Annotated in this window: 21 protein-coding genes; 10 read left to right on the top strand and 11 right to left on the bottom strand. The window is 70.8% G+C overall.

Features of this window, described 5'->3' with window-relative positions; all coding sequences use genetic code 11:
* Window positions 1-8: 8 nt before the first annotated feature.
* Window positions 9-3737, top strand: coding sequence for a trifunctional transcriptional regulator/proline dehydrogenase/L-glutamate gamma-semialdehyde dehydrogenase (gene putA / locus DS837_RS06220; RefSeq protein WP_149163923.1), 3729 nt, complete (start codon window positions 9-11; stop codon window positions 3735-3737).
* Window positions 3738-3784: 47 nt separating this feature from the next.
* On the opposite strand, the gene DS837_RS06215 is transcribed toward putA, so the two are convergent.
* On the bottom strand, window positions 3785-3973 hold the full coding sequence (locus tag DS837_RS06215) for a hypothetical protein (RefSeq protein WP_149163922.1): 189 nt from the start codon (window positions 3971-3973) through the stop codon (window positions 3785-3787).
* A 211-nt stretch (window positions 3974-4184) separates the two neighbouring features.
* Here DS837_RS06215 and DS837_RS06210 point away from each other — a divergent pair, with 211 nt between their 5' ends.
* Window positions 4185-5225 carry an MBL fold metallo-hydrolase gene (locus tag DS837_RS06210; protein ID WP_149163921.1) on the top strand — a complete coding sequence of 347 codons (1041 nt, stop codon included), beginning with the start codon at window positions 4185-4187 and terminating at the stop codon, window positions 5223-5225.
* A 17-nt stretch (window positions 5226-5242) separates the two neighbouring features.
* Here DS837_RS06210 and DS837_RS06205 read toward each other — a convergent pair whose 3' ends face one another.
* Window positions 5243-5950: an extensin-like domain-containing protein gene (locus tag DS837_RS06205; protein ID WP_149163920.1), complete on the bottom strand. Its 708-nt coding sequence runs from the start codon at window positions 5948-5950 to the stop codon at window positions 5243-5245.
* A 216-nt stretch (window positions 5951-6166) separates the two neighbouring features.
* On the opposite strand from DS837_RS06205, the gene DS837_RS06200 reads away from it, so the two are divergent.
* Window positions 6167-6472 (top strand): hypothetical protein, encoded by a 306-nt coding sequence (locus DS837_RS06200; RefSeq protein ID WP_014242022.1) that lies wholly within the window; start codon window positions 6167-6169, stop codon window positions 6470-6472.
* Window positions 6473-6486: 14 nt separating this feature from the next.
* Here DS837_RS06200 and DS837_RS06195 read toward each other — a convergent pair whose 3' ends face one another.
* The 5 genes from DS837_RS06195 to DS837_RS06175 form a co-directional block, all read right to left on the bottom strand.
* Window positions 6487-6918: a hypothetical protein gene (locus DS837_RS06195; RefSeq protein WP_149163919.1), complete on the bottom strand. Its 432-nt coding sequence runs from the start codon at window positions 6916-6918 to the stop codon at window positions 6487-6489.
* 140 nt (window positions 6919-7058) lie between these two features.
* Window positions 7059-7394, bottom strand: coding sequence for a hypothetical protein (locus tag DS837_RS06190; RefSeq protein ID WP_149163918.1), 336 nt, complete (start codon window positions 7392-7394; stop codon window positions 7059-7061).
* A gap of 70 nt (window positions 7395-7464) precedes the next feature.
* Window positions 7465-8283 carry an anti-sigma factor family protein gene (locus DS837_RS06185; protein WP_149163917.1) on the bottom strand — a complete coding sequence of 273 codons (819 nt, stop codon included), beginning with the start codon at window positions 8281-8283 and terminating at the stop codon, window positions 7465-7467.
* Between the two features lie 3 nt (window positions 8284-8286).
* Window positions 8287-8820 (bottom strand): sigma-70 family RNA polymerase sigma factor, encoded by a 534-nt coding sequence (locus tag DS837_RS06180; protein WP_149163916.1) that lies wholly within the window; start codon window positions 8818-8820, stop codon window positions 8287-8289.
* Window positions 8821-8912: 92 nt separating this feature from the next.
* Window positions 8913-9314: a hypothetical protein gene (locus DS837_RS06175; protein ID WP_149163915.1), complete on the bottom strand. Its 402-nt coding sequence runs from the start codon at window positions 9312-9314 to the stop codon at window positions 8913-8915.
* A 185-nt stretch (window positions 9315-9499) separates the two neighbouring features.
* On the opposite strand from DS837_RS06175, the gene DS837_RS06170 reads away from it, so the two are divergent.
* Entirely contained in the window at window positions 9500-9850 is a 351-nt protein-coding gene (locus tag DS837_RS06170; protein ID WP_149163914.1) for an ArsR/SmtB family transcription factor, read from the top strand.
* 10 nt (window positions 9851-9860) lie between these two features.
* Here DS837_RS06170 and DS837_RS06165 read toward each other — a convergent pair whose 3' ends face one another.
* The 3 genes from DS837_RS06165 to DS837_RS06155 are packed head-to-tail and all read right to left on the bottom strand — an operon-like array spanning window position 9861 to window position 14539.
* Window positions 9861-10184 (bottom strand): rhodanese-like domain-containing protein, encoded by a 324-nt coding sequence (locus DS837_RS06165; protein WP_247889795.1) that lies wholly within the window; start codon window positions 10182-10184, stop codon window positions 9861-9863.
* Complete coding sequence (locus tag DS837_RS06160; RefSeq protein ID WP_149163912.1) at window positions 10181-13471, bottom strand: efflux RND transporter permease subunit; 3291 nt, start codon at window positions 13469-13471, stop codon at window positions 10181-10183. The genes DS837_RS06165 and DS837_RS06160 overlap by 4 nt, the downstream gene beginning before the upstream one ends.
* Before the next feature lie 15 nt (window positions 13472-13486).
* Window positions 13487-14539: an efflux RND transporter periplasmic adaptor subunit gene (locus tag DS837_RS06155; protein ID WP_149163911.1), complete on the bottom strand. Its 1053-nt coding sequence runs from the start codon at window positions 14537-14539 to the stop codon at window positions 13487-13489.
* A gap of 134 nt (window positions 14540-14673) precedes the next feature.
* Between DS837_RS06155 and DS837_RS06150 the strand changes: the two genes are divergently transcribed.
* The 4 genes from DS837_RS06150 (at window position 14674) to DS837_RS06135 (ending at window position 18863) form a co-directional block, all read left to right on the top strand.
* Window positions 14674-14877, top strand: a complete 204-nt coding sequence (locus DS837_RS06150; protein ID WP_149163910.1) for a YgaP family membrane protein — start codon at window positions 14674-14676, stop codon at window positions 14875-14877.
* 119 nt (window positions 14878-14996) lie between these two features.
* A complete protein-coding gene (locus tag DS837_RS06145; RefSeq protein ID WP_149163909.1) occupies window positions 14997-16292 on the top strand; it encodes an NAD(P)/FAD-dependent oxidoreductase in 1296 nt (431 codons plus the stop codon).
* Between the two features lie 104 nt (window positions 16293-16396).
* Window positions 16397-18262, top strand: a complete 1866-nt coding sequence (locus tag DS837_RS06140; protein ID WP_149163908.1) for a sensor histidine kinase — start codon at window positions 16397-16399, stop codon at window positions 18260-18262.
* Window positions 18252-18863, top strand: a complete 612-nt coding sequence (locus DS837_RS06135; RefSeq protein ID WP_149163907.1) for a response regulator transcription factor — start codon at window positions 18252-18254, stop codon at window positions 18861-18863. The genes DS837_RS06140 and DS837_RS06135 overlap by 11 nt, the downstream gene beginning before the upstream one ends.
* A gap of 3 nt (window positions 18864-18866) precedes the next feature.
* Here the strand turns inward: DS837_RS06135 and trxC are convergent, their stop codons facing one another.
* Window positions 18867-19316 (bottom strand): thioredoxin TrxC, encoded by a 450-nt coding sequence (gene trxC, locus DS837_RS06130; protein ID WP_149163906.1) that lies wholly within the window; start codon window positions 19314-19316, stop codon window positions 18867-18869.
* 253 nt (window positions 19317-19569) lie between these two features.
* Between trxC and DS837_RS06125 the strand changes: the two genes are divergently transcribed.
* Window positions 19570-20160: a hypothetical protein gene (locus DS837_RS06125; RefSeq protein ID WP_149163905.1), complete on the top strand. Its 591-nt coding sequence runs from the start codon at window positions 19570-19572 to the stop codon at window positions 20158-20160.
* Between the two features lie 81 nt (window positions 20161-20241).
* Window positions 20242-21027 carry an SDR family oxidoreductase gene (locus tag DS837_RS06120; protein WP_149163904.1) on the top strand — a complete coding sequence of 262 codons (786 nt, stop codon included), beginning with the start codon at window positions 20242-20244 and terminating at the stop codon, window positions 21025-21027.
* Window positions 21028-21051: the final 24 nt, after the last annotated feature.

The following is a 21051-nucleotide window of genomic DNA, read 5'->3' as shown; positions in this document are numbered from 1 at the left end:
CGACACCGATGAACAGCATGACCAACCCGACCGCCACCCGGACCACCCCCCCGTCCGCCTCCTCTGGCCGCGCGGTACCCTTCGCGGACTTCGCCCCGCCCATCCGCCCGGCGACCGACCTGCGCGCCGCGATTACCGCCGCCTACCGTCGGCCCGAGCCGGAGTGCCTGCCCTTCCTGTTCGAGCAGGCGGCCCTTCCCCCCGGCGTCATCACCGCGGCGGCGGCCACCGCCCGCAAGCTGATCACCGCGCTCCGCGCCAAGCCGCGGGGCCGCGGCGTCGAGGGGCTGATCCACGAATACAGCCTGTCCAGCCAGGAGGGCATGGCGCTGATGTGTCTGGCGGAGGCGCTGCTGCGCATCCCCGACCACGCGACGCGCGACGCGCTGATCCGCGACAAGATCGCCGGCGGCGACTGGCAGGCCCATCTCGGCAAGGGCGGCTCGATGTTCGTCAACGCCGCCACCTGGGGCCTGCTGATCACCGGCAAGCTGACCTCGGCGGGCGGCGAGCAGGCGCTGTCCTCGGCCCTCACGCGGCTGATCGCGCGCGGCGGCGAGCCGCTGATCCGCCGCGGCGTCGATTTCGCCATGCGCATGATGGGCGAGCAGTTCGTCACCGGCCAGACCATCCAGGAGGCGCTGACCAACGCCCGCCCGATGGAGGCCGAGGGTTTCCGCTACTCCTACGACATGCTGGGCGAGGCGGCTTTGACGGCGGAGGACGCCGCGCGCTACTACGCCGACTACGAGAACGCCATCCACGCCATCGGCAAGGCGTCGGCGGGGCGCGGCGTCTATGAGGGGCCGGGCATCTCCATCAAGCTGTCGGCGATCCACCCGCGCTATTCCCGCGCCCAGGCCGACCGGGTGATGGACGAGCTGCTGCCGCGCGTGAAGGCGCTGGCGCTGCTCGCCAAGGGCTACGACATCGGCCTGAACATCGACGCCGAGGAGGCCGACCGGCTGGAGCTGTCGCTCGACCTGATGGAATCGCTGTGCTTCGACCCGGATCTGGCGGGCTGGAACGGCATCGGCTTCGTCGTCCAGGCCTACGGCAAGCGCTGCCCCTACGTCATCGATTTCCTGGTCGATCTGGCGCGGCGCAGCGGCCACCGGCTGATGATCCGTCTAGTCAAGGGCGCCTATTGGGACAGCGAGATCAAGCGCGCCCAGCTCGACGGGCTGCCCGACTTCCCGGTCTACACGCGCAAGGTCTACACCGACGTCTCCTACGTCGCCTGCGCCCGCAAGCTGCTGGCCGCTCCGGAGGCGGTGTTCCCGCAATTCGCTACCCACAACGCCCAGACCCTCGCCACCATCTACGAGATGGCCGGCAGCGACTTCCAGGTCGGCAAGTACGAGTTCCAGTGCCTGCACGGCATGGGCGAGCCGCTCTACAAGGAGGTCGTCGGCCCGCTGAAGCGGCCCTGCCGAATCTACGCACCGGTCGGCACGCATGAGACGCTGCTGGCCTATCTGGTCCGCCGCCTGCTGGAGAATGGGGCCAACAGCTCCTTCGTCAACCGCATCGCCGACCCGGCGGTCCCGGTCGACGAACTGGTCGCCGACCCGGTGGCGGTCGCCAGGGCCATCGCCCCGCTGGGCGCGCCGCACGCGCTGATCGCCCTGCCGCGGAACCTCTACGCGCCGGAGCGGGCCAACTCCGCCGGCATCGACCTGTCCGACGAGACGGAGCTGGCCCGCCTGTCCGCCGCCCTGTCGGCCAGCGCCGAAATGACCTGGACCGCCGCACCGCTGCTGGCGGACGGTGAGCGGGCGGGGGCGGCGCAGCCGGTGCGCAATCCCGCCGACCGCCGCGACGTGGTCGGCACGGTGACCGAGGCCAGCGAGGCCCTGGTGGCGGAGGCCTTCGGCCACGCCGTCGCGGCGGCGCCCGCCTGGGCCGCCACTCCGCCGGAGGAGCGCGCCGCCAGCCTGTTCCGCGCCGCCGCCGCCATGCAGGAGCGGATGCCGACCCTGCTCGGCCTGATCGTCCGCGAGGCCGGCAAGTCGCTGCCCAACGCCATCGCCGAGGTGCGGGAGGCCATCGACTTCCTGCGCTACTACGGGGCGCAGGCGCGCGACCGTTTCGACAACGCCACCCACCGCCCGCTGGGGCCGGTGGTCTGCATCAGCCCGTGGAACTTCCCGCTGGCCATCTTCTCCGGCCAGATCGCCGCGGCGCTGGCCGCCGGCAACCCGGTTCTGGCGAAGCCGGCCGAGGAAACCCCGCTGATCGCCGCCGAAGCCGTGCGCATCCTGCACGCCGCGGGCATCCCCGCCGGGGCGCTCCAGCTTCTCCCCGGTGCGGGCGAGGTCGGCGCTGCCCTGGTCGGGAACGAGGCGGTGCGCGGCGTGATGTTCACCGGCTCCACCGAGGTGGCGCGGCTGATCCAGCGCCAGCTCGCCGGGCGCTTGCTGCCCGACGGCGCGCCGATCCCGCTGATCGCCGAGACCGGCGGCCAGAACGCCATGATCGTGGACAGCTCCGCCCTGGCCGAGCAGGTGGTCGGCGACGTGATCGCGTCCGCCTTCGACAGCGCCGGCCAGCGCTGCTCCGCCCTGCGCATCCTCTGCCTGCAGGAGGACGTGGCCGACCGCACGCTCGCCATGCTGAAGGGCGCCATGCGGGAGCTGCGCATCGGCAACCCGGACCGGCTGGCCGTCGACGTCGGCCCGGTCATCAGCGAGGAGGCCCGCGCCACCATCGCCGGCCACATCGAGGCGATGCGCGCCAAGGGCCGCAATGTGGAGTTCCTGCCGCTGCCCGCCGAAACGGCGGAAGGCACCTTCGTCGCCCCGACCGTGATCGAGATCGGCGGTATCCATGAACTTGAGCGGGAGGTCTTCGGCCCGGTCCTGCACGTCGTCCGCTTCCACCGCGACGCTCTCGACGCTCTGGTCGACTCCATCAACGCCACCGGCTACGGCCTGACCTTCGGCCTGCACACCCGCATCGACGCCACGGTCGAGCGGGTGACCGAACGGATCGGCGCGGGCAACGTCTACGTCAACCGCAACACCATCGGCGCGGTGGTCGGCGTGCAGCCCTTCGGCGGCCACGGCCTGTCGGGCACCGGCCCCAAGGCGGGCGGTCCGCTCTACCTCTCCCGCCTGCTCAGCCGCCGCCCCAAGGGCTGGCTGGAGTTCCGCGGGCCGGACGCGGCGCGCGCGTCGGGGCTGGCCTACGGCGAGTGGCTGCGCGCCAAGGGCTTCACCGCGGAAGCGTCGCGCTGCGCCGGCTATGCGGCGCGCAGCGCCATCGGCGGCGGCGCGGAGCTGAACGGCCCGGTGGGCGAGCGCAACCTCTATGAACTGCACGGGCGGGGCCGCGTCCTGCTGCTGCCGCAGACGCGGACGGGCCTGCTGCTCCAGCTCGGCGTGGTCCTGGCGACGGGCAACAGCGCCGCGGTGGACGCCCCGCCGGAACTGGCCGAACTGCTGCGCGGCCTGCCCCCGGCGTTGGCCGCGCGGGTGCGGACCACGGCGGATTGGCGCGACGTCGGGCCGCTCGCCGCGGTTCTGGTGGAGGGCGACCGCGAGCGCGTGACCGCCGTCAACCGGCGCGTCGCCGAGCTGCCCGGCCCGATCCTGCTGGTGCAGGCGGCGACCGCCGAGGCTCTGGCGGCGGGGCGGGGCGAGGGCTACGACCTCGACCTGCTGCTGAACGAGCGGTCGGTCAGCGTCAACACCGCGGCGGCGGGCGGCAACGCCAGCCTCGTCGCCATGAGCTGACCGGGGAGCTGACGGCTTCGAACGGGGCGGGGCGGGCGAGAGGCCGCCTACCCCGCAACCTCCCGTTCGATCACCAGCTCCTCGTCGTCGATGCGCAGGAAGGACCCGACCTCCAGATCGCCACGCGCGATGGCGTCGTTGACGATGATCTGCGCCTCCGCGAGTGTGATCGTCCGGTCGTCAAAGAAAACCGGCCCGTCGGCGTGGCGGATGATCCTGAACGTTGCGGTGGTCATCCGGGTATTCTCCTTTGGCAATGCCCTTTGGTTAACCGGTGCGCGGCGCATTCGTTGCGGATCCCTTGATGCTCCCGTGGGGGAGCGCACATGGGACGAAACGCGGGGTGCGTCAATGACCGGAATGTTCTATTTACGGATAGTTGACCGGATGCGAACCAACGGGTAGCCAAGAGGTTGGGGGCACCGCAGCGCAAGGAGGATCATCAGGGTGAAAGACGACGCCGAACTCATCCGCCATCCGTTTTCCGAACCGCCGGACAATGGAACGGTCCGGGAGGTGGCGCCGGGTGTGCTGTGGCTGCGCCTGCCGCTGCCCTACGCGCTGGACCACGTCAACCTCTACCTCTTCGAGGAGGGGGACGGCTGGGCGCTGTTCGACACCGGGCTGGGCGACGACGTCAGCCGCGACTGCTGGGACCGGCTGCTGCGCGGCCCGCTGGGCGGCAAGCCGATCGTCCGGCTGGTGGTCAGCCATTTCCACCCCGACCATGTCGGTCTGGCCGGCTGGCTGCACGAGCGTTTCGCCCCGCCGCTGCACATGACCCAGAGCGAGTATTTCTACGCCAAGCTGCTGCAGCAGGGGCGCGACCCCCAGGCGTTGGAGGCGCAGGACGCCTTCTACCAGACCGGCGGCCTGTCGCCCGACGAGATCCAGCAGATGCTTGGCCGCGGCCTCAGCTACCTGAACCGCACGACCGGGCTGGCCCCCAGCTTCGAGCGGATGATCCCCGGCCAGACCCTGCGGCTGGGCGGGCGCGACTGGCGCATCCTGACCGGCGGCGGCCACTCGCCGGAGCAGGCGATGCTCTATTGCGCCGCCGACCGGCTGTTCCTCGCCGCCGATCAGGTCATCGCGCGCATCTCCCCCAACGTCAGCGTCTCGGCGATGCAGCCCAAGGCCGACCCGCTCGGGCTCTACCTGTCGTCCCTGGCGGCGATCCGCGAGGAGGTGGCGGCGGACGCGCTGGTCCTGTCCGGTCACAGGCTGCCCTTCTACGGGCTGGACCACCGCACCCGCGCGCTGGAGGCCCACCACGCCGACCGCTGCGCGCAGATCGCCGAGGCCTGCCGCGCCAGGCCGCTGAGTTGCAAGGAGCTGGTGCCGGTGCTGTTCCGCCGGGCGCTGGATTCGCACCAGCTGAGCTTCGCCTTCGGGGAGGCGCTGGCCCACCTCAACCACATGGTCGGGCGCGGCGAACTGCGCATTGAGACGCGCGCCGACGGCGTGCTGGCCTATTACAGCGCCTGACCCTGCGGGCGGCCACCTCACCGGCAGACGCGGTACGGCCCCATGTCGAGGTGGAAGTGGTCGCGGTGGGCCTCGTTGTAGTCGGGGCCCAGCACCGCGCGGAAAACCTCGCAGGCGCCGTCGCGCACCTCGCGCAGGAAGGCGCCCTTCCGTCCCTCGACCGGCGTCCAGTCGCCGGGCAGGGCGATGGTGGTCCCGTCGGCCAGCGTGAAGCCGGCGATGTCGAGGGCGTTGGCGGTGGCGTGCTCGCTGCGGCGCCCCTCCGCCCGGCCGTAGACGTTGCGGCAGGCGTAGCTTCCCAGATGCCGAACCTGCGTCACGCGCTGCCCGAAATGCCGCTGTGCCGCGGGCTGGAGCGTGTGCGTCTCGAACAGCATCCAGGCGGCGGCGAGCGGGCAGGTGACCGTGAAGCCGCTGTTGAAGGCTACCGCCGAGCGGCCGACCCGCACCGCGTCGGTCAGTCCGCACCCCGGACCGGTCTGCCGGTCGGTCACCGGACGGAAGCGCAGGCCCGTGTCGCCCAAGACGGCGTGGCACTGCCGGGGCGCCCCGTCCAGCCGGGACAGCTTGAGGCGGGTCAGCAGGTTCGGGGCCTCCGCGATATCCAGCGGCGCCCAGGGGTCGTAGCGGGGCGGAACCGTCACCGCGCCCGTTCCCACCATCGCCGCCCCGCCCATGGCGGCCAGAAGCAGCAGGCCCGCCGTCCAGCGCAAGAACCGTCCCATGCGTCCGCCGTCACTCCCCGTTGCGCTGCCACAGTCTGAACAGCCGGGACGGTCACGCGGCTTCCCCGGATCGTATTCCCCCTAATTGCTTATGAACCGGCGGTGGGGCGGACTGTTGTCCAAGCGGCGGTTCATCCGTTCGTGCAATTGGACGGAGCGTGACTTCCATGCCACAGTTCCAGCGTTACCCTTCGTCACGCGGTGAGGGAGAGGCCCATGTCCGATGCACATGATGAAGTCCTGGCCATGCAGGGCCGGACCGAACGCGCGAATTCCACGATCCCGCTCACCGCTTCCTCCGCGCTGGCCTCGGCCGCGGCGCTGTTCCGGAAGATCGAAACGCCTCCTCCGCCCCCGCCCGCCGAGGAGTGGATCGTCGGCGACGCCGGGGCCTTCGGCATCGGCGCCTATGGCCGTCTGCCCGCCACGGTTCCCGCGGCGTCGGTGGCGCCGGAACTGCTGGCGCGGCGGGAGTTGGCGGCACGGCTCGACGGCGGAATGGCCGAGGACACGGCCGGCTGAGGTGCGATCGCCGCTCAGCCGTCCTTGCGGTATAGGTCGACCAGCGCCGTCAGGACGGCGGGATCGTCGTAGCGGCCCAGGAACAGGTCGCCGATGGCCCGGCGCAGCAGGATGCTGATCCGGGCGCGGGCGCGGCCATGAACAGCGCCCTCCAACCGGCGGCAGCGGTTGCACAGCAGGCGGACCCGTTCGACCGCGGAGCGGGTGATGCGCAACGCCTCGACGCTGACCAGGATGTCGGTGGTGGCGGCGTATTCGGTGGCCTCCGGCCAGGGCACGCGGCGCCCGCGCCCGTCGCGCCACGTCTCGTCCGCCCCGTCGTACCAGCGCCCGTCGGGCAGGCAGCGCACGACCACCCCGTCCGGCCGCCCGCAGCAGCGGCAGCGCAGATTCCCCGAGGCCTCCCCCACACGCACCGGGTCGAGATAGGGCGCACGGATCTGCATCCGGCTCCCGGAGCGTGTCTGCCTGCCCCGCATCGGCTGTTCCAGTCCCCGTCTTGGAAATCCCCAACCGGGGGGAGGTCCCCGGCGGAACGGGGACCATGACACGGAACGGCCGGTTCCGCGCGTGACTTCTGCGCGGATCAGGCCGCGAAGGGCATCAGGAGCAGCGTGACCGAGGCCAGCGTGAAAGCGGCCATGGAGCGGCGCCCCACGGCGACGGCCGCCTCGTCCTGCCCGCTCTCCTCCAGGCGCAGCGCCAGGAAGCCCTGGGCCATGCCCGACGCGAAGGTGATGAAGTGGATGATCGCGAGGCCGGGCAGCGCTTCTAGCCCGAGGAACAGGGTGACCGCGCCCAGCACCATGCCGTTGAAGGCGGCTTGGCGCAGGATCGGTTCCCAATGCTCGCGGGCGACGAAGGTTTCGACCATGTCCAGCGGATGGCCGTTCCGCTCGTCCGGATCGGTGTGCAGGCTCATGGTTGGGCTCCACAGGCTTGGTGGGGCACCGCCCGCCGCGGATGAGGCGCGGGGTCCGGGCGGTGCAGTGTCAGGATCGGCGGATGCTGTCCGCCATCTTCCTGGCGACGGTCAGCAGATCGCCGTCGGCCTTGTTGCCGGTGACGGTGTAGGCGACCAGCCCGGCCCGCCAATAGACGAGCCGCAGGCTGTCCTGCACGACGGTGTGCAGGGTGCCGTCCTGCGCCGGACCACCGGAGGCGACGAACAGGGTCAGCAACTCGCCGTCCGGTTCCCTGTAGAGAAACTGGAGAGCGGTGCCATGGTTCCATGGCACGATGCTGGCCCGGATCAGGGTCAGTTCCGGACCGATGGCGGGAAGCGCCACCGTCATGCCGCGGCCCTCCGGCAGCGGGACCTGGGCGGTCTGAACCGGGACCGGCGTGGCGTCGATCTGGCGTGGGGGCGGCTGCAGCGTGTTCAGCGCGACGGCCTTGGAATGGGCCTCCGCCGCCTCGTCCGCGAAGGCGGGGACGTCATCGACCTCGCCGGCCAGCTGCGGTCCGGCGGCCCCGCCCGACTGCACCCACAGGGTCAGGCTCCATCCCCCCATGACCAACAGCATCGCGGCGGCCAGCGGGGCGACCCGCCGGGTGAAGCGGTCCATGTCCAGACGCCAGCGCAGGCGCCCGGCCAGCGTTTCGGTCTCCTGCACCGAAACGGCGGCCATCATGTCGAGGCCGAGCTTCAGCATATCCTGCTGGTGCCGGTATTCGTTCAGCTTGGCGGCCAGGGCCGGGTTGGCGGCGAGCTGCGCCTCGAAGGCGGCGCGGCGGGCCGGCTCCATCTCGCCGTCCATGTAGAGATGCAGATCGGTGTCCTGGTTGAGGCTGATGGGATCACCGCCCATGGCTCACCTCACCGCCCGCAGCGCGGTCTGGGTGCGGTCGCGTTGGCCGATCTCCCGGTGGCCCATCTCCACCCGCAGCGCCTCCCGCCCGCGGGCCAGGCGCGACATCAGCGTGCCGAGCGGGATGTCAAGCTGGCGGGCGGCCTCCTGGTAGCTCATTCCCTCCACGGCAACGAGGGTGAGGACGCGGCGCTGCTCGTCGGGAAGGGTGGCGAAGGCCTTGATGGTCCGCATCAGCTCGACATGGTCGGGCTGGTTGGGCGGCATCTGCCCGTACGCCATGGCCTCGATGGCCGAGGCGCCGCGCGCCCGCACCTGCTCCCGCCGCACCCCGTTGACGTGGACGTTGTGCAGGATGCCGAACAGCCAGGACCGCAGGTCGCCGTTCGGCCGGAAGGTTCGGGAGCCGGAAATGGCGCGCACCAGCGTCTCCTGCACGAGATCCTCCGCGTCGTCGCGGTTGCGCGCCAGCGCCAGGGCGTAGCGGCGCAGGGAGCGCAGTTGATTCGACAGTTGATCGCGCAGGCTGAACGTCACGTCTCCACCCCGTGGACTGGATTTTCCCGATTTCCTGCTCCGTTTTCGTTTCGGGAGGGCCTTTTAATCCCGGGGCGGGACGCTTTCCGTGGTCAATCGTCGTCCTGGTCGCGGGACGGCCGGTGCAGGGAGCCATCGGCGAGGATGATCTCGCTGGCCATCAGCCCGCCCTTGCGGGCGCGTCCGGTGACGGTGATGGGGGCGCCCTGCTCGATGCCTTCGGGCAGGAGGCCGCGCACCGTGACATCCGTCCGGGTGCCGTCATCCTGGATGGTCATCCAACGCGCGCCCACCGCGGCGACCGTTCCGGAGACGGTGCCGCCCCCGGCCCGCAGCACCTCGGCGACCGGCTGCGGCGAGGAGGCCTGGACGGTGCGATGCCGCTCGCCGGCATCGGCGGAGCCGGACAGCAGAAGGGCGGCGAAGGCCGCAGCCAGGGCGGGGGTGGCCCGGACGGGGGCGGCCAGGACGGGGAGGGTGGTGGAACGGCGCATGATCCTGTCTCCATCGCAAGGGGCGGGAGGCCCGCCCGAACAGGAGTGATCATGACAAGGCGCGTCTGACCCTCGCCTGAACGGGGCGTTCAATCGCGGTTCAGGAAGACCGGTCACAAACCGCTTGATCGGCGGGGGTCAGTCTATAAATTAGAGACATCTCATTTAAAGGGTGGACGTGGCCCATGCCATCCATCGAGCCGCCGCTCGACCCCGCCGATTTGGAAGAGCGGGCTGCCGAGGCGGAAGCCTTCCTGCGCTCCATCGCCAGCCGCCACCGGCTGATGATTCTGTGCAGCCTTCTGGACGGGGAGATGCCGGTGGGCGACCTCGCACGGCGGCTGGGCCTGTCGCAATCGAACCTGTCCCAGCACCTTGCCAAGCTGCGGGACGAGGGGCTGGTCGCCACCCGGCGGGACGGCACCTCGATCCACTACCGCATCGGGTCGGACCGGGTGCGCCCGATCCTGCTGGAACTGTACCGGCAGTTCTGCGTCGGCGCGCGCTGCGTGGCCGACGCGGACCCCAGCCCCTGAAACACTCCTCTCAGCGCTCGATCGGGCCGGACGCGGCCGTCCAGGCGGCGAATCCGCCGTTCAGCCGGTAAATACCCCCGTTGTAGCCGCCGGCCGCCATCCTGGCCGACGCCGGGCCGCAGCGCCGCCCGCTCTGGCAATGGAAGACCAGATGCTTGCCCGTCGCGTCCGGCACGCGGGCCGGGTCGAACCGTGACAGCGGCACCAGCGTGGCGCCGGGGATGTGACCGGCGCGGTGCTCATGCGGCTCGCGGACATCGACGATCACCGCCGAGCCGTCCTTCAGCCAGCCCATGACGGTGGCCGCGTCGACGGTCTTGATCTGGTCGCTCATGGCGTTTGCGCTCCGGTTGAGGCCGAGGAAGGAGAGTAGGGTCTTGAGCATGGCAATCCCTGGACGTTGGAAGGTTCACGATGGTCAGTGGCTTCCCCGCGCAGGACGATGTAGATCGCCGGGATCACCAGCACCGTCAGGAGGGTCGAGCTGAACAGCCCGAACAGCAGCGAGATCGCCAGTCCCTGGAAGATCGGGTCGGTCAGGATGAAGGCGGCGCCGATCATCGCGGCGACGGCGGTCAGCAGGATCGGCTTGAAGCGGATGGCCCCGGCCTCCAGCACCGCCTCGCGCAGCGGCATCCCGCGCTCCCTCAGATGGCGGATGAAGTCCACCAGCAGGATGGAGTTGCGCACGATGATCCCGGCCAGCGCGATGAAGCCGATCATCGAGGTGGCGGTGAAGGCCGCGCCGAACAGCCAGTGGCCCAGCACGATGCCGATCAGCGTCAGCGGCACCGGCACCAGGATGACCAGCGGCAGCTTGAAGCTGCCGAACTGGGCGACGACCAGCAGATAGATGCCCAGGATGGCCACGCCGAAGGCCGCCCCCATGTCGCGGAAGGTGACGTAGGTGATCTCCCACTCGCCATCCCACAGCAGAATGGGCCGGCTCTGGTCGTCCGGCTGGCCGTGCATCCGGATCTCCGGCGCGGCGGCCAGCCCGGCGGCGGCCCAATCGACGGTCTTCAGCCGTTCCTGCACCGCCAGCATGCCGTAGACCGGCGCTTCGAACCGACCGGCCAGATCGGCCATGACCATCTCCGCGAAGCGCCCGTTGTGGCGGAACAGCGTGTGGGAGGCCGGTTCCCGCATCATCGTCACCAGATCGCCCAGTTCCACCGTGCCGCGCGCCCCCGGAACCGGGGTGGCGAGGAGGCGCTCGGACAGGAACAGGCCGGAACGCGGCATCTGCACGGCGATCTCGATGGGCGTGCGCCCCGCCCCGCGGTGCGAGTAGCCGACGGGAACGCCGCCGGTCAGCGCGCGCAGCGTGTCGTAGACGGCCTGTTCTTCGACGCCGTGGAACTCCAGGCTTTCGCGGTCCAGCGCGAAACGCAGCCGGTCGCCGGTCGGGCGGATGCTGTTCTCCACGTCGACGATGAAGTCCACGCCGCGGAAGGCGTCCTCCACCGCCAGCGCCGCCTTGCGGCGGGTCTCCGCGTCGGGACCGTAGACCTCCATCAGCAGGGTGGACAGCACGGGCGGGCCGGGCGGCACCTCGACCACCTTCAGCACGGTCCCGGTGGGCAGGGGCAGGCCCGACAGCCGCGCCCGGATGTCGAGCGCGACCGCGTGGCTGCTGCGGCTCCGCTCGCTCTTGGGGGCGAGGTTGACCTGAAGGTCGCCTTGCTCCGGCTGGTCGCGCAGGTAGTAATGCCGGACCAGACCGTTGAAATTGAAGGGAGAGGCGGTCCCGGCGTAGGCCTGGACGCTGGCCAGTTCCGGCAGATCGGCGATCCTTTGTGCTGCGGCGAGCAGGGCGCGCTCCGTGTCCTCCGGCGCCGCGCCGCGTGGCAGGTCGAGCACCACCTGAAGCTCCGACTTGTTGTCGAAGGGCAGCAGCTTCACCGCCACGTCCTTGGTGTAGAACAGCCCCGTCGAGGCGAGCGTCGCCACCCCGACCGCCAGCAGGAAGATCCAGGCCCGGCGCTTGCTGCGGACCAACGGGCGCGCGGCGGCGCGGTAGAGCCGCCCGAGCCGCCCGCCGTCCTGCTCGCCGTGTCCGGCCCCGTGCCCGCTTGCCGGAGACTCCCCCGGACGCAGCGCCACCATCAGCCAGGGCGTCAGCACCATGGCGACGAAGAAGCTGAAGACCATGGCCGCGGAGGCGTTGGCCGGGATCGGGCTCATGTAGGGCCCCATCAGGCCGGACACGAACATCATCGGCAGCAGCGCGGCGATGACCGTCAGGGTGGCGACGATGGTCGGGTTGCCGACCTCCGCCACCGCCTCGACGGCGGCCTGGACCTTGCTCCGCCCGTCGCGCATCGACCAGTGGCGGTCGATGTTCTCCACCACGACGATGGCGTCGTCGACCAGGATGCCGATGGAGAAGATCAGGGCGAACAGGCTGACCCGGTTGATGGTGTAGCCCATCAGCCAGGACGCGAACAGGGTCAGCAGGATCGTCGTCGGGATGACGACCAGCGTCACCAGACCCTCGCGCCAGCCGATGGCCAGGACGATCAGCCCGACGATGGTGACGGTGGCGAGCGCCAGGTGGAACAGCAGCTCGTTGACCTTCTCGTCGGCCGTCTCGCCATAGTTGCGGGTGACGGTCAGCGTGAGATCCTTCGGCAGCCCCTCCGCCTGGATGGACTGGACGCGCTCCAGCACGCGGTCGGCGATGGTGACGGCGTTGGCCCCGGCGCGCTTGGCGATGGCGATGGTGACGGCGGGGGTGCGTACCAGCCCGCCCTTGCCGTCCGGCACCAGATGCCAGGCGCTGTTCTCGTCGGGTCGCGCCCCCGCCACCACGTCGGCCACGTCCTTCACATAGACGGGCCGCCCGTCGCGGGTGGTGACCAGAAGCAGCCCGATGTCCGCCGTGCCCTGGAGCGTCTGGCCGGCGACCACCGGCAGGCTGCCGCCCGCGCTGCGCACCGACCCGGCGATGAAGGAGCGGTTGGCGTTCTTCACCTTGTCGACGAGTTGGTTCAGCGTGACGCCGTAGAGCGCCAGCCGTTCCGGGTCGGGCTCCACCCGGATCTGGTCGGGCTGGCCGCCGACGATGATGCTGCGCCCGACATCCTCGATCTGGGTGAGCTGGCCCAGCAGGTCGTCGGCCACCCCGTGCAGGGCGTTGACGGTCCATCGCCCGGCGGCCTCCGCCCTCGGCGACAGGGTCAGCGTCAGGATGGCGACGTCGTTGATGCCGCGCCCGACGATCAGTGGTTCCGGGATGCCCAGCGGGATGCGGTCCATGCTGGCCCGCACCTTCTCGTGCACGCGCAGGATGGCATCGTCGGACGGGGTGCCGACGAGGAAGCGCGCGGTGACCACCACGCGGTCGTCCATGGTCTGGCTGTAGGTGTGCTCGACCCCGTCGATGCCCTTGACGATCTCCTCCAGCGGCCGGGTGACCAGCTCCACCGCGTCGCCGGCCTTCAGCCCGTCCGCCTGGACGAGGATGTCGACCATGGGGACGCTGATCTGCGGCTCCTCCTCGCGCGGGAGGGACATGAGCGCGATGGCGCCGACCGCCAGCGAGGCGAGCAGCAGCAGCGGGGTCAGGGGGGAGCGGATGAAGGTCCGCGTCAGCACCCCGGAAAGGCTGAGCCTCATGGCATCCCCCTCACGTCACGAGCCCGCCGGGCGGACGATGACGTCGCCGGGCTTCAGGCCGGACAGGATCTCCAGCCCGCCGGGCCGGTCGCCGACCGTGGGAATCTCACCGCCCGCCTGGACCGGGACCTCCGTCCCGTCGGCCAGCCGGACGAAATCGGTGCCGAAGCGGCGCAGCAGCCAGTCCGGCGGGATCACCACCGCGTCGCGCGTGCCGGTGGCGACATAGACCCGCACCCTCTCGCCGACGAAGAAGTTGCCAAGGCCGCTGACCGTGGCGTCGGCGACCACTTGTCCGCCGGCCATCTCGGGATAGACCTGCCGGACGGCGCCGCGCGCCAGCGCCGTGGCGCCGGGATCGGCGACAGGCACCGGAGCCAGCCCGTGCTGGCCGACCAGCACCGGGTCGCCCTCCTTCAGGAAGCGGGCGTGCCGCTCCGGCAGGTGCAGGCGCAGAATGTAAGTGTCGGTGGCGATGCTGGCGACCGGCTCGCCCGGCATGACCACGGCGCCGGCGATCACCTTGACCTGGAGGACGCGCCCGGCGGCGGGGGCCAGCACCTCCCCCTCCCGCAGTTGCTGGGCGATGACGGAGCGTTCGGCCTCCATGGCGGCGATCTGGGCGCGGGCGACGTCCAGCGCGGCCTGCGCGTCGTCCAGCCGCTGCTGCGTGCCGGTGCCGCTGGCGCGGAGCTGGCGGGCGCGGCCCAGTTCCAGCTCCGCCTGATGCTGCTGCGCCGTCAGCGCCTGGATGCGTGCGTCGAGCGCGGCGAGCTGGAGCGGCAGCTTGGGGTCGCGCACGGTGGCGATGACCTGCCCGACGGTCACCTTGTCGCCTTCCGTCACCGTCAGGTCGGCGATGGTGCCGCCGATGCGGGTGCGGGCCAGCGTCTCGCGCACGCTTTCCACGGTGGCGAAGACGGCCTTCAGGTCCTCCACCGGGCGGGGCTGCACGGTCAGGGTGCCGGGCTCGGCCGCTGTCGCCGGCAGGGGAAGGACGGCCGCCAGAAGGGCCGCGGCGAACAGCGCCTTGCGGGCCGGCGAGCGTGGGAGGAGGGAACGGGGCATGGCGGGCCACTTCGAACGGGAGGAACGGAACTCGGGGTGTCCTGATTCAATATTTTAGTCATTGCTAAATTAGCGTCAACGAATAAAATGCGTTGACCAGCCGGCAGTCCATCCGGCTCGAAGGAGGCCGCCTCATGAGCATCGACCGCATCGTCATGGCTTTCGCCGGGATCGTGATCCTGCTGAGCCTCGCCCTGTCCCAGATTTACGGCCCGAACTGGCTGTGGCTGACCGCCCTCGTCGGGGCCAACCTGCTCCAGGCGGCCTTCACCGGCTTCTGCCCGCTGGCGATCGTGCTGAAGCGGATCGGGCTGCGCCCCGGCATGGCCTTCGAGTAAGGCGGGGAGCCGGGCAAGGCGGGGCTTTTCGACCAATACACCCACACAACCGGGCGGCCCAGGACCGGCGCGCGAGAACCGGCCGAACAGACCCGGATCTTCATGGAGAGGAAACGGATATGGCCCACATCGTCGTACTCGGGGCGGGCATCGGCGGCATACCGATGGCCTATGAGCTGAAGGATCGGACGCGGTCCGGCGACCGGATCACCGTCGTCTCGAACAGCAGCCAATTCCAGTTTGTGCCGTCCAACCCCTGGGTGGCGGTCGGCTGGCGCAAGCGCGGCGACATCACCGTCGCGCTGGCCGAACCCTTCGCCCGCAAGGGCATCGCCTTCAACCATTCCGGCTGCCGCGCGCTGCGGCCGCAGGATAACGCGCTCGACCTTGGCGACGGGACCAGTCTGAGCTACGACCAGCTCGTCATCGCCACCGGCCCCGAACTGGCCTTCGACGAGATCGAGGGCTTCGGACCGCAGGCCAACACCGTCTCGATCTGCCACGTCGACCACGCGGAGGCGGCGGCCCAGCGATGGGAGGACTTCTGCCGCAACCCCGGCCCGCTGGTCGTCGGGGCGGTGCAGGGGGCGTCCTGCTTCGGTCCGGCCTACGAGTTCGCGATGATCGCCGACGCCGACCTGCGCCGCCGCAAGATCCGCCACAAGGTGCCGATGACCTTCATCACGTCGGAGCCCTACATCGGTCATCTCGGGCTGGGCGGGGTGGGCGACACCAAGGGGCTTCTGGAGTCGGCGCTGCGCGAACGGCACATCCAATGGATCGCCAACGCCCGCGTCGACCGCTTCGAGCCCGACACGGTCCACGTCACGGAGGTCGACGCGGACGGCAAGGACAAGGCGCGGCACATGGTGGGCAGCCGCCTGACCATGATGCTCCCCGCCTTCCGCGGCATCGCCCCCCTGCGCGGTGTGGAGGGGCTGGTGAACCCGCGCGGCTTCGTGCTGACCGACCGCCACCAGCGCAACCCGACCTTCCGCAACGTCTTCGGCGTCGGCGTCTGCATCGCCATCCCGCCGGTGGAGAAGACGCCGGTCCCGGTCGGCGTTCCAAAGACCGGCTACATGATCGAGACCATGGTGACCGCCGCCGCCCACAACATCCGCACCATCCTGGACGGCAAGGAACCGACGGAGGAGGCGACCTGGAACGCGCTCTGCCTCGCCGATTTCGGGGACAGCGGAGTCGCCTTCGTCGCCATGCCGCAGATCCCGCCGCGCAATGTCAACTGGTCGTCGCACGGGCGCTGGGTCCATCTCGCCAAGGTCGGCTTCGAGCGCTATTTCCTGCGCAAGGTGCGCAAGGGCATCGGCGAGCCGGTCTATGAACGCTACGCGCTGAAACTGCTGGGCCTGACGCGCGTGCAGCCGGACGCGCCGGCCACGCTGGACGGATAAGGAGCCATACGGATTGAATGTGGCCGGGCACGGGTGTATGCGGCGCGTGGGAAGCTGCCTTCCCCGCGCCTTTTCCCGTTCACCGGCCCCGCCCGAAGGAAGCCATGCCCCTCACGCCCCGACCGGTTCGCCTGACGCTCGCGCTGGCCGGGATTCTCGCCGCGACGATTCTGGCGGTGGCCCCGGCCCAGGCGGAGGAGCCGCCGATCCGCGTCGGTGTGCTGGCCTACCGCGGCGGCGACCATGCCAACGCCGTCTGGGAACCGACCGTCCGCTATCTGGCGGACCGCTTTCCGAAGCGCGGGGCGGAGATGGTGCCGCTCGACCTGCCGGGCATGGACGCGGCGGTGGCCGCTGGCAGTGTCGATTTCGTGCTGACCAACACCGGCAATTACGTGGAGTTGGAGGCCCGCCACGGCGTCACCCGCATCGCCACGCTCCATTCCTCGCGCTCCGGCGCGTCGGGGGCGGCGGTGGGGTCCGCTCTGATCGTCCGGGCGGGGCGCAACGACATCCGCAGCCTCGCCGACCTCAAGGGCAAGACCGTAATGGCGGTGGACCCCGATGCCTTCGGCGGCTTCCAGGTCGCCTGGGGGGCGCTGCTGACGGCCGGGGTCGATCCCTACGCCGACTTGAAGGAACTGCGCTTCTCCGGTTTCCCCGTGGACCGCGTCGCCTTCGCCGTGCGCGACAGCGAGGTCGACGCCGGCGTGCTGCGCGCCTGCGTGCTGGAGGAGCTGGCGCAGGAGGGCCACCTCGACCGTGGACAGTTCCAGATCGTCGGCGCCCGGACGGAGCCGGGGTTCGGCTGCGCCCTGTCCACCGGCCTCTACCCCGACTGGCCGCTCGCCCGGCTGGCCAAAACGCCGGAGGATCTGGCAAAGGCGGTGGTGGTCGCGCTGTTCCAGATGCCCGACGGCCATCCGGCGGCGCTGGCCGGCGGCTACGAGGGCTGGACGGTGCCGATGGACTACCAGCCGGTCCATGGCTTGTTCCGCAGCCTGCGCATCGGTCCCTACGAGCATCTGCGCGACGTCACCCTTCTCGACCTCGCGCGGGAGAATTGGCACTGGCTGGCGCTGGCGGCGCTGGCTCTGCTGTGGTGGGCGGTCCATTCGCTGCGGGTCGAGCACCTCATCAAGGTGCGCACCGCCGAGCTGCGCGCCGCCAACCGCGAGCTGCGCCGCGAGATGGCCGAGCGCCGCCGCGCCGAGGACACCGCGCGGGAACGGCAGAAGGAGATGGACCATGTCGCCCGCCTCTCCATCCTGGGCGAAATGGCCAGCAACATCGCGCATGAGCTGAACCAGCCGCTGGGCGCCATCGCCAACTACGCCCGCGGCTGCACGCGGCGGCTGGAGGCCGGGGTGGGCAGCGCCGCGGAGTTCGCCGAGGCCTCCCGCGCCATCGCCGCCCAGGCCGACCGCGCCGGGCAGATCATCGCCCGCATCCGTGACTTCGTGCGCAAGCGCGCCTCCCAGTTGGAGCCGGCCGACGTCAACGGCGCGGTGGAAGCGGCGCTGCAACTCTGCGAGGGCCGGGCGCGCAGCGGCAACATCCCGGTCATCCGCGAACTGACCTCCGGCCTGCCGCCGGTCCTGGCCGACCGGGTGCAGATCGAGCAGGTCGTCCTGAACTTGGTCAAGAACGCGCTGGACGCCATGGATGATGGGGAGGACGGCGGGGCGGGGGAGGGGCGCGGCGTCACCGTGCGCACCGGCCTGGACGCGGACGGGCGGGTGGAGATCGCCGTGGCCGACCGCGGGCATGGGCTGTCGGAGGACGCGCGGGCGCGCCTGTTCGACCCCTTCTTCACCACCAAGCCCGGCGGCATGGGGTTGGGCCTGTCGATCTGCCGGACCATCGTGGAAAGCCATGGCGGCCATCTCTGGGCCACCGACCATCCGGGCGGGGGCACCATCGTGCGCTTCGTCCTGCCCGCAGCGGAGGAGAAGGTCAATGCAGGCTGACGCGGCCCGCACCGTCTACGTGGTGGACGACGATCCGGCGATGCGCCATTCGCTGGGCTGGCTGATCGGCTCGCTGGGTGTGGCGGTGGAGTCCTTCAGTTCCGGCGAGGAGTTCCTGCGCGCCGTCCGCGCCGACCGGCCCGGCTGCCTCGTCACCGACGTGCGGATGCCGGGGATGAGCGGGCTGGAGCTGCAGGACACGCTGGCCCGCGCCGGCTCCGTCCTGGCCGTGGTGGTCATCACCGGCCACGGCGACGTGCCGATGGCCGCCCGCGCCTTCCGCGCCGGGGCGGTGGACTTCATCGAGAAGCCCTTCAACGACCAGCTCCTCCTCGACCGGGTTCACGAGGCGCTGGAGACGTCCCGGCGGGCGTGGGAGGCGCAGGCGCGCAAGGCCCATGTCCGCGCCCTGCTGGCCCGCCTGACCCCGCGGGAGCGGCAGGTCGCCGGTCTGGTGGTGCAGGGCAAGCCGAACAAGGTCATCGCCGCGGAGATCAACCTCAGCCTGAAGACGGTGGAGGTGCACCGCCACAACGTCATGGACAAGCTGGAGGTCGCCTCCGTCTCCGACCTGACCCGGCTGCTGATCGAAGCCGAGTAGCCGTCAAACGGCCGCCATCACCTGCCGCACCCAGCCGAGCAGGGCGGGCAGCGGCATCGCCCCGGCGGTGCGCGCCACCTCTCGCCCATGGTGGACCAGGACGAGGGTCGGAATGCTGCGCACGCCGAAGCGGGCGGCCAGATCGGGGGCAGCCTCGGTGTCGACCTTGGCGAGGCGGACATGGGGTTCCAACTGGCCGGCGGCCTGCTCGAAGACCGGCGCCATCATCCGGCACGGCCCGCACCACTCCGCCCAGAAGTCGATGAGCAGCGGCAGGTCGCTGCGCTCCGCCTGGGCGGTGAAGCGGGCGGCGGTGAGCGCGATGGGTTTGCCCTGGAACAGAGGCTGGCCGCAGCGGCCGCATTTGCCGGCGCCGGGCTGGGCCAGGCGTGCGCGCGGTAGGCGGTTCAGGGTGTCGCAGCTTGGGCAGGCGACGTGCAGAAGGTCGGACATGGCGCGGCTTCCCTCCAGGACGGGCGTCTTTATCAGCGTGATCTAATGCAACGTCCGTGAAGCGCAAGAGGCCGCCGGCGCGGGACAGGGCTGCGGTCGGCGCCCCTTTTCATTGTGGGGTCAAGCGAGTGGCACGACCCTGCGATGTGCGCCTTCGGCATTGCGGTTGGCGGGGCGCTGTTCCTAGAATGCCGGCCCGTGGCCCTTCCCTCTCCGGGAGCGGCCAAGCCCTTCCGCAGAACCGCGATTCCGAATGAAGCCTTCCTTTTCGTCCGCCTCCGCCGCCGGCTGTTCCTCCGTGAACGAGTCCGGTTCCGTCCTGGCGCGCGCGCGGGCTCTGACGGTGGGATGGGGGGGCGGGGCATGGGGGCTGTCCACGCTGCCTGCCGCCGCGGTCCCGGCGCCCTACCGGGCTCTGCTCGACCATGACCGCGGCATGACCGCCGTCCTGTCGGAGCGGTGGAGCGAGCCGGTGGGCGTGCGGGTGCTGCGCCAGCGGACGGAGCCGGACGGGACAGCGCTGCTGCGCGACATCGTGCTGACCGTCGGGCCGGACGCGCTGCCGGTGGAATTGGCGAGCATCCGCATCGCGCTCGACGGCTTTCCCGCGGCCTTTGCCGAACAGCTCCAGGAGGGGACGGAGCCCTTCGGGCGCCTGCTGGCGCGCAACGGCGTTGCCTTTTCAGTGGAGGTGCTGGGCCTGCTGACCGCGCCGGCCTCCGAAGTCTGGGCCGCGGAGGGGCGGGTGTCCGCCAGCGACTCGCTGTACGGGCGCATCGGGCGGCTGGTGCGGACGGACGGTTGGACCATCGCGGAAACGGTGGAACTGCTTCCCCGCGCCTGACGCCGAATGTCGGATGGGGTGCCATTCGGCGGAGCATCTGCTAAACCTGCAGAACCGTTCACGCCCTCCGCATCGGTGACCATGACCGCCCCGCATCTTCCCTATCTGTCGCAGTTCTCGCTGGAAGGCCGGGTGGCGCTGGTCACCGGGTCCGGGCGCGGGCTGGGTCTGGAAATCGCCCGCGCCATGGCCGGCTCCGGCGCCCATGTGCTGCTGAACGGGCGCGACGCCGCACGGCTGGAGCCGTTGGCCGAGGCCATTGCCGCGGCCGGCGGGCGCGTCTCGGTGTTGGCCTTCGACGTGGCCGACCGCGATGCGGTGCGGGACGCCTTCGCGCGGATCGCGCGGGACCATGGGCGGCTGGACGTGCTGGTCCAGAATGTCGGGCAGCGCAACCGCAAGCCGCTGACCGACTTCGCGGACGAGGAAATCAGCGAGCTGCTCAACGTCGATCTGGCCGCCGGGCTGATCCTGGCGCGGGAGGCGGCGCGGCTGATGCTGCCCCAGGGCTTCGGGCGGCTGATCACGGTGACCTCCATCTCCGGGCAGATCGCCCGCGCCAACGACGCGGTCTACGCTGCCGCCAAGGCCGGGCTGGCCGGCATGGTGCGGGCGCTCGCCGCCGAGTATGGCGGAAAGGGCCTGACCAGCAACGCCATCGCGCCGGGCTTCTTCGCGACGGAGACCAACGCCGGCATCACCGGCAACCCGGCCCTGTCCGCCTATTTCGAGGGACGCACCCCGATCGGCCGCTGGGGCCGCCCGGAGGAGATCGCCGGGGCCGCGGTGTTCCTGGCCTCTTCCGCCGCGTCCTACGTCAACGGACATGTGTTGGTGGTGGACGGCGGCGCCACCATTCTCATGTAAGGCTGGTCTTAGAGGAAGCTCCGC

The organism is Azospirillum brasilense, from assembly GCF_008365405.1.
GTDB lineage: Bacteria > Pseudomonadota > Alphaproteobacteria > Azospirillales > Azospirillaceae > Azospirillum > Azospirillum brasilense_D.
The sequence above is the reverse complement of the archived record's forward strand: the minus strand, read 5'-3'. Positions and strand labels throughout refer to the sequence as shown.

What these genes read in the sequence shown, in the direction of transcription:
- putA (WP_149163923.1), top strand. Translation starts at nt 9, where the DNA reads ATGAACAGCATGACCAACCCGACCGCCACCCGGACCACCCCCCCGTCC.
- DS837_RS06215 (WP_149163922.1), bottom strand. Translation starts at nt 3,973, where the DNA reads ATGACCACCGCAACGTTCAGGATCATCCGCCACGCCGACGGGCCGGTT.
- DS837_RS06205 (WP_149163920.1), bottom strand. Translation starts at nt 5,950, where the DNA reads ATGGGACGGTTCTTGCGCTGGACGGCGGGCCTGCTGCTTCTGGCCGCC.
- DS837_RS06200 (WP_014242022.1), top strand. Translation starts at nt 6,167, where the DNA reads ATGTCCGATGCACATGATGAAGTCCTGGCCATGCAGGGCCGGACCGAA.
- DS837_RS06195 (WP_149163919.1), bottom strand. Translation starts at nt 6,918, where the DNA reads ATGCAGATCCGTGCGCCCTATCTCGACCCGGTGCGTGTGGGGGAGGCC.
- DS837_RS06190 (WP_149163918.1), bottom strand. Translation starts at nt 7,394, where the DNA reads ATGAGCCTGCACACCGATCCGGACGAGCGGAACGGCCATCCGCTGGAC.
- DS837_RS06185 (WP_149163917.1), bottom strand. Translation starts at nt 8,283, where the DNA reads ATGGGCGGTGATCCCATCAGCCTCAACCAGGACACCGATCTGCATCTC.
- DS837_RS06175 (WP_149163915.1), bottom strand. Translation starts at nt 9,314, where the DNA reads ATGCGCCGTTCCACCACCCTCCCCGTCCTGGCCGCCCCCGTCCGGGCC.
- DS837_RS06170 (WP_149163914.1), top strand. Translation starts at nt 9,500, where the DNA reads ATGCCATCCATCGAGCCGCCGCTCGACCCCGCCGATTTGGAAGAGCGG.
- DS837_RS06165 (WP_247889795.1), bottom strand. Translation starts at nt 10,184, where the DNA reads ATGAGCGACCAGATCAAGACCGTCGACGCGGCCACCGTCATGGGCTGG.
- DS837_RS06160 (WP_149163912.1), bottom strand. Translation starts at nt 13,471, where the DNA reads ATGAGGCTCAGCCTTTCCGGGGTGCTGACGCGGACCTTCATCCGCTCC.
- DS837_RS06155 (WP_149163911.1), bottom strand. Translation starts at nt 14,539, where the DNA reads ATGCCCCGTTCCCTCCTCCCACGCTCGCCGGCCCGCAAGGCGCTGTTC.
- DS837_RS06150 (WP_149163910.1), top strand. Translation starts at nt 14,674, where the DNA reads ATGAGCATCGACCGCATCGTCATGGCTTTCGCCGGGATCGTGATCCTG.
- DS837_RS06145 (WP_149163909.1), top strand. Translation starts at nt 14,997, where the DNA reads ATGGCCCACATCGTCGTACTCGGGGCGGGCATCGGCGGCATACCGATG.
- DS837_RS06140 (WP_149163908.1), top strand. Translation starts at nt 16,397, where the DNA reads ATGCCCCTCACGCCCCGACCGGTTCGCCTGACGCTCGCGCTGGCCGGG.
- DS837_RS06135 (WP_149163907.1), top strand. Translation starts at nt 18,252, where the DNA reads ATGCAGGCTGACGCGGCCCGCACCGTCTACGTGGTGGACGACGATCCG.
- trxC (WP_149163906.1), bottom strand. Translation starts at nt 19,316, where the DNA reads ATGTCCGACCTTCTGCACGTCGCCTGCCCAAGCTGCGACACCCTGAAC.
- DS837_RS06125 (WP_149163905.1), top strand. Translation starts at nt 19,570, where the DNA reads ATGAAGCCTTCCTTTTCGTCCGCCTCCGCCGCCGGCTGTTCCTCCGTG.
- DS837_RS06120 (WP_149163904.1), top strand. Translation starts at nt 20,242, where the DNA reads ATGACCGCCCCGCATCTTCCCTATCTGTCGCAGTTCTCGCTGGAAGGC.